The sequence below is a fragment of the Streptomyces sp. E2N166 genome (assembly GCF_003671715.1).
In the GTDB taxonomy this organism is placed as follows: domain Bacteria; phylum Actinomycetota; class Actinomycetes; order Streptomycetales; family Streptomycetaceae; genus Streptomyces; species Streptomyces thinghirensis.
The window spans coordinates 1,710,785-1,714,938 of record NZ_RAIF01000032.1 but is presented as its reverse complement, the minus strand read 5'-3'; the positions used below and the strand labels follow the sequence as shown (position 1 = coordinate 1,714,938).

Sequence of the window (4,154 nt, the reverse complement as noted above, 5' to 3'; positions counted from 1 at the left end):
GGCGTGGGTCGGCAGCCGGTGCGTTCACGAGTGAACAGCGGGCCGCCCAGGGCCTGTTCGATGCGGCTCAGCTGGGTGCTCAGGGTGGGCTGGGCGACGCCCAGTTGGCGTGCCGCCCGGTGCAGGCTGCCGGCGTCGGCGATGGCGCACAGTGCGCGTAGGTGCCTCACCTCGAGCTCCATGCAGGGAGCGTAGGGCGGAACAATTGGTTGCGCCAGGTGAACAAAACGCGGCGGATCAGGGCGAGTTCTGCACTCCGGTCGAAGCTGTTCCGGGCGGCCGCGCGGCGATGGCCCCGTGGGTGATAGCCCCGCCCTATCACCTGTTGCCATCATCACAGCGGGCTCGTGGGCGCTCCACACTCACCGGTGACGACTTCTCTCCCCACTCCCCCACAAGGAGTCATCGATGCGTATCAGCCTGCCCCTTCTGTCCTCCGCGGTCGGCCTCGGCCTGACGGCGGCCGTACTCGGCTCCGGTCCCGCCGCGACGGCCGCCGCTCCCCAGGCGCCGGCCCAGGGCGCCCACGTCGGCTACCAGCCCGCCGCCGGCTCGGGCGAAGACGCCGCCGCCAACCGGGCGTTCTTCGAGGCGGTCATCAAGTCCGTCGCCGAGAAGCGCGCCGCCAACCCGACCTCGACGGCCGCCGTCACCGTCTACTACAGCGCCACCAACGCGCCCAGCTTCCGCTCGCAGATATCCCGCTCCACCCAGATCTGGAACAGCTCGGTGTCCAACGTGCGTCTCGCGGAGAGAAGCTCGGGCGCGGACTTCGCGTACTACGAGGGCAACGACTCGCGTGGCTCGTACGCCTCCACGGACGGACACGGCAACGGCTACATCTTCCTCGACTACCGGCAGAACCAGCAGTACGACTCGACCCGCGTGACCGCCCACGAGACCGGGCACGTGCTCGGTCTGCCCGACCACTACTCCGGCCCGTGCAGCGAGCTGATGTCGGGCGGCGGCCCCGGCCCGTCCTGCACCAACGCCTACCCGAACGCCAACGAGCGCGGCCGGGTCAACCAGCTGTGGGCGTACGGCTTCAAGGCCGCTCTCGACAAGGCGCTGCAGAAGACCTCTCAGCGCTGATCGCCCGAGGCGGACGCGTGCGTGGGGGCGGCCCGGACCGGGCCGCCCCCACGCCCGTACACCCTCTCTCCGCTTGTGCAACGTCCCCGCGGGTACCCGGAGTTCACTCTTCTGCGAACTTTTGAAGGAGTCCGACGTGAACGAGCGGCAGGCACCCACCGGCAACGGTCTCGGCGATCTGGAACCGGGCACCCGGCAGCGCGCGCAGTTGCGCACCCGCCTCGCCGACGTCGCGTGGACGGCGTTGTGCGTCGTGCTCGCGCTGTGGGCCGTGTGGAGCGCCGTGGACCTCGCGCGGGGCGCGACGGCGTGGGCGTACTGCGCCGTCGCCTGGGTGCTGCTGGCCGTGGCGCTGACCCTGCGGGTGGTGGCGGTGCGGCGCAGGACCTCGCTGTAACGGGCCGGGGCTCGCCGGCCTGGTGACGGACCGGGCCGGGGTTCACGGGGCCTGGTGACGACGCCGGGCTCACGGGCCGGCGGGCAGCGCGGAGAGTACGGCCCGGTGGACGGCCCGGGCCAGCCGGGCTCCCCACTCGGAGCGCGGGCCGGCGAAGGCGTGGGCCCCGGCTCCCGACCGCTCGGCGCGGGCGGCGACGCACACCGCGTCCGTGGGCGTGCCGGAGCAGTCGAGGCCCGCCTCCAGCAGCGCCTGGACCTTGGCCTCGGTCGCCGTCATCACGGCGTTGACCAGGGCGGCGTCGCTGAGCGCGGCCGGCACCGCGGCGACGATGTTGATCGTCCCCGGTGCGGCGGGGGCGGTGGCACCCTGTTCGGGTGAGGCCGCCCATCCGCGTACCGAGATCCCCGCGGTCACCACGGCTTCCACGCCGCCGTCCCGCGCCCGTGCGAAGGCGGACACGTCGGCGGCCGTCATCAGACCCACCCCGGGACCGCGGGCACCGGCGGCGCGCGCCAGGCCGGCCAGGTGCCGCGCCGGGTCGGTTCGCCGGTAGCCGTGGGCGACCTGGGCGTTGAGCACCCAGGCGCGGTCGGCGATCCCCCCGCCCAGCACGGCACTGCTGGCCATACGCCAGCCCGGTCCGGGGCACCACAGCAGGGCGTGCAGCCGCTCGCCGTCCTCCACCCGCGTCAGCCGCTCCGGGTCCAGCAGGCGGGGCCCGGTACGGGGCGGGGGCAAAAGGGCGGACAAGGGTCGGGGCTCCTTGCGTCGATCAGGGTACGGAGGTGGTCGGCGGACCGCACGATCGTACTCAGTGCGGTGCGCACGGCCGCGGGCGCGTTGCGAACGCGGTACCGGGCGCCTTCACTGAACACAACTTCGCCGCCAGGCGTCGGATCGGAGGCCGCGATGCTTTCCCACACCCTGGAGCACGGGGTCCTGGTCATCACGGTGGACCAGGACCCGGGAATCGACGGGCGGGCCACGCTGACCACGCACATCACCAACCTGGTCGACGCCCATCAGCCGATCCCCGTCGTCATCGTCCTCACCGACCGGGCCGCCGGCCCCGCCTCGGTCAGCGCCGTGCTCCGGGCCCACCAGTGGTGCCGTCGCCTCGGCGTCCTGATGTGCGTCGTCACCCACAGCGCGCCCGTCCGTCGGCTGCTGGAGAACAACTCCGGCACCTCGGGCCCGCGGCTGGTCGTGCACGCCCGCGTCGACACCGCCATCACCACCGCGTTCACCGCAGCGGCCTAACGCCGGTGCGGAATTCCCGCGCTGGGCGCGTGCCCGGCCGAGACGGGCCGCGACCGCTCCCCCGCTACCGCTCTCCGAGCCACAGGTCGGGTCCGAATACCTCGTAGTGGATGCCCGCCGCGGGCACACCGCGGCGCAGCAGGTCGCCGCGGACGGCGCGCATGAAGGGCACCGGCCCGCACAGGTAGACCGTGAGCCCCTCGGGCAGTTCGAGGCCGGCGATGTCCGCGTGGCCGGCCGAAGCCTCCGGCGCCCGGTCGCCGGGCTCCTCGTACCAGAGGTGGAGCCGGGCGTCGGGCAGCTCGCGTATCAGGTCGAGCTGTTCCCGGCGGTGGGCGTGCGAGGCGGGGTCGCGGTCGGCGTGGACGACGGTCACCGGCCGGGTGGCGCCGGAGGCGGCCAGGTGGTTCAGCATGGCCAGCATGGGGGTGACGCCGATTCCGGCGGAGGCCAGCAGCAGCGGGCCGTCGTCCTCGGTCAGCACCAGGTCGCCGAACGGCGCGGACACGGTGAGCACGTCGCCCTCGCGTGCGTGCGCGTGGAGCCAGGACGAGACCTCGCCGTCCGGCTGCCCGTCGCCCCGCACGTGCTTGACGGTGATGCGCAGGTCGGTACGGTCCGGCGCGGCGGAGAGGCTGTACTGGCGGATCTGCCGGGAGCCGTCGGCCAGTCGGCACTGGACGCTGACGTACTGGCCCGGGCAGAACGGCTTCGTGAGCGGGCCGTCGGCGGACCGCAGGACGAGGGAGACCGCCTCGGGGGTCTCGTCGCACCGCTCGACGACCTCCATGCGGCGCCAGACCTCTCCCTCGGCGACCCCTGCCTCCTGGTAGAGGCGGGCCTCGATGGCCACGAGGGCGTTGGCCATCAGCCAGTAGACCTCGTCCCAGGCGGCGGCGACCTCGGGGGTGACGGCGTCGCCGAGCACCTCCGTGATCGCGGCGAACAGATGACGGTGGACGATCTTGTACTGGTCGGCGGTGATGCCGAGGGAGGCGTGCTTGTGCGCGATCCGGGAGAGCAGGATGTCCGGACGCGCGTCGGGGCGCTCCACCAGCATGCCGGCGAACGCGGCGATGGAGCCCGCCAGAGCCCGCTGCTGCTCCCCGCTGGCCTGGTTCCCGCGGTTGAACAGGTCCCGCAGCAGCTCGGGGTGTGCGTCGAACAGCTTCCGGTAGAACAGCGCGGTGATGTCACCGATGGCCGCTCCTACCGCCGGAAGGGTGGCCCGGACCACGGGGACGGACTGTTCGGAGAGCACAGCGACTCCTTAATTGGTAGATGATATTCGTGTTTTGACTCACGGCTCTACGGCTCGACGACCCGGCGGTCGACCGCCGACAGCCCGAGGCCGCCCGTCACCCCCCGGAGGGGCGGTCCGTCAGTCCGATCAGGACCGGGC

6 protein-coding genes are annotated in these 4,154 nt (G+C 72.8%); 3 read left to right on the top strand and 3 right to left on the bottom strand.

Features of this window, described 5'->3' with window-relative positions; translation table 11 throughout:
- The coding region (locus tag EBH09_RS39595; protein ID WP_238697529.1) for a LysR family transcriptional regulator at nucleotides 1–182 on the bottom strand (182 nt) is incomplete at its 3' end.
- A gap of 226 nt (nucleotides 183–408) precedes the next feature.
- On the opposite strand from EBH09_RS39595, the gene snpA reads away from it, so the two are divergent.
- Nucleotides 409–1,092, top strand: a complete 684-nt coding sequence (gene snpA / locus EBH09_RS34780; RefSeq protein ID WP_121750770.1) for a snapalysin — start codon at nucleotides 409–411, stop codon at nucleotides 1,090–1,092.
- Nucleotides 1,093–1,228: 136 nt separating this feature from the next.
- Complete coding sequence (locus EBH09_RS34775) at nucleotides 1,229–1,489, top strand: hypothetical protein (protein ID WP_121751160.1); 261 nt, start codon at nucleotides 1,229–1,231, stop codon at nucleotides 1,487–1,489.
- Nucleotides 1,490–1,558: 69 nt separating this feature from the next.
- Here the strand turns inward: EBH09_RS34775 and EBH09_RS34770 are convergent, their stop codons facing one another.
- Entirely contained in the window at nucleotides 1,559–2,242 is a 684-nt protein-coding gene (locus EBH09_RS34770; protein WP_121750769.1) for an adenosylcobinamide amidohydrolase, read from the bottom strand.
- Nucleotides 2,243–2,401: 159 nt separating this feature from the next.
- On the opposite strand from EBH09_RS34770, the gene EBH09_RS34765 reads away from it, so the two are divergent.
- Complete coding sequence (locus EBH09_RS34765; RefSeq protein WP_121750768.1) at nucleotides 2,402–2,752, top strand: hypothetical protein; 351 nt, start codon at nucleotides 2,402–2,404, stop codon at nucleotides 2,750–2,752.
- Between the two features lie 64 nt (nucleotides 2,753–2,816).
- Here EBH09_RS34765 and EBH09_RS34760 read toward each other — a convergent pair whose 3' ends face one another.
- A complete protein-coding gene (locus tag EBH09_RS34760) occupies nucleotides 2,817–4,013 on the bottom strand; it encodes a globin domain-containing protein (RefSeq protein ID WP_121750767.1) in 1,197 nt (398 codons plus the stop codon).
- Nucleotides 4,014–4,154: the final 141 nt, after the last annotated feature.

Bases quoted from the DNA above. Each gene is read 5' to 3' on its own strand.
- snpA (WP_121750770.1), top strand. From the start codon at position 409: ATGCGTATCAGCCTGCCCCTTCTGTCCTCCGCGGTCGGCCTCGGCCTG.
- EBH09_RS34765 (WP_121750768.1), top strand. From the start codon at position 2,402: ATGCTTTCCCACACCCTGGAGCACGGGGTCCTGGTCATCACGGTGGAC.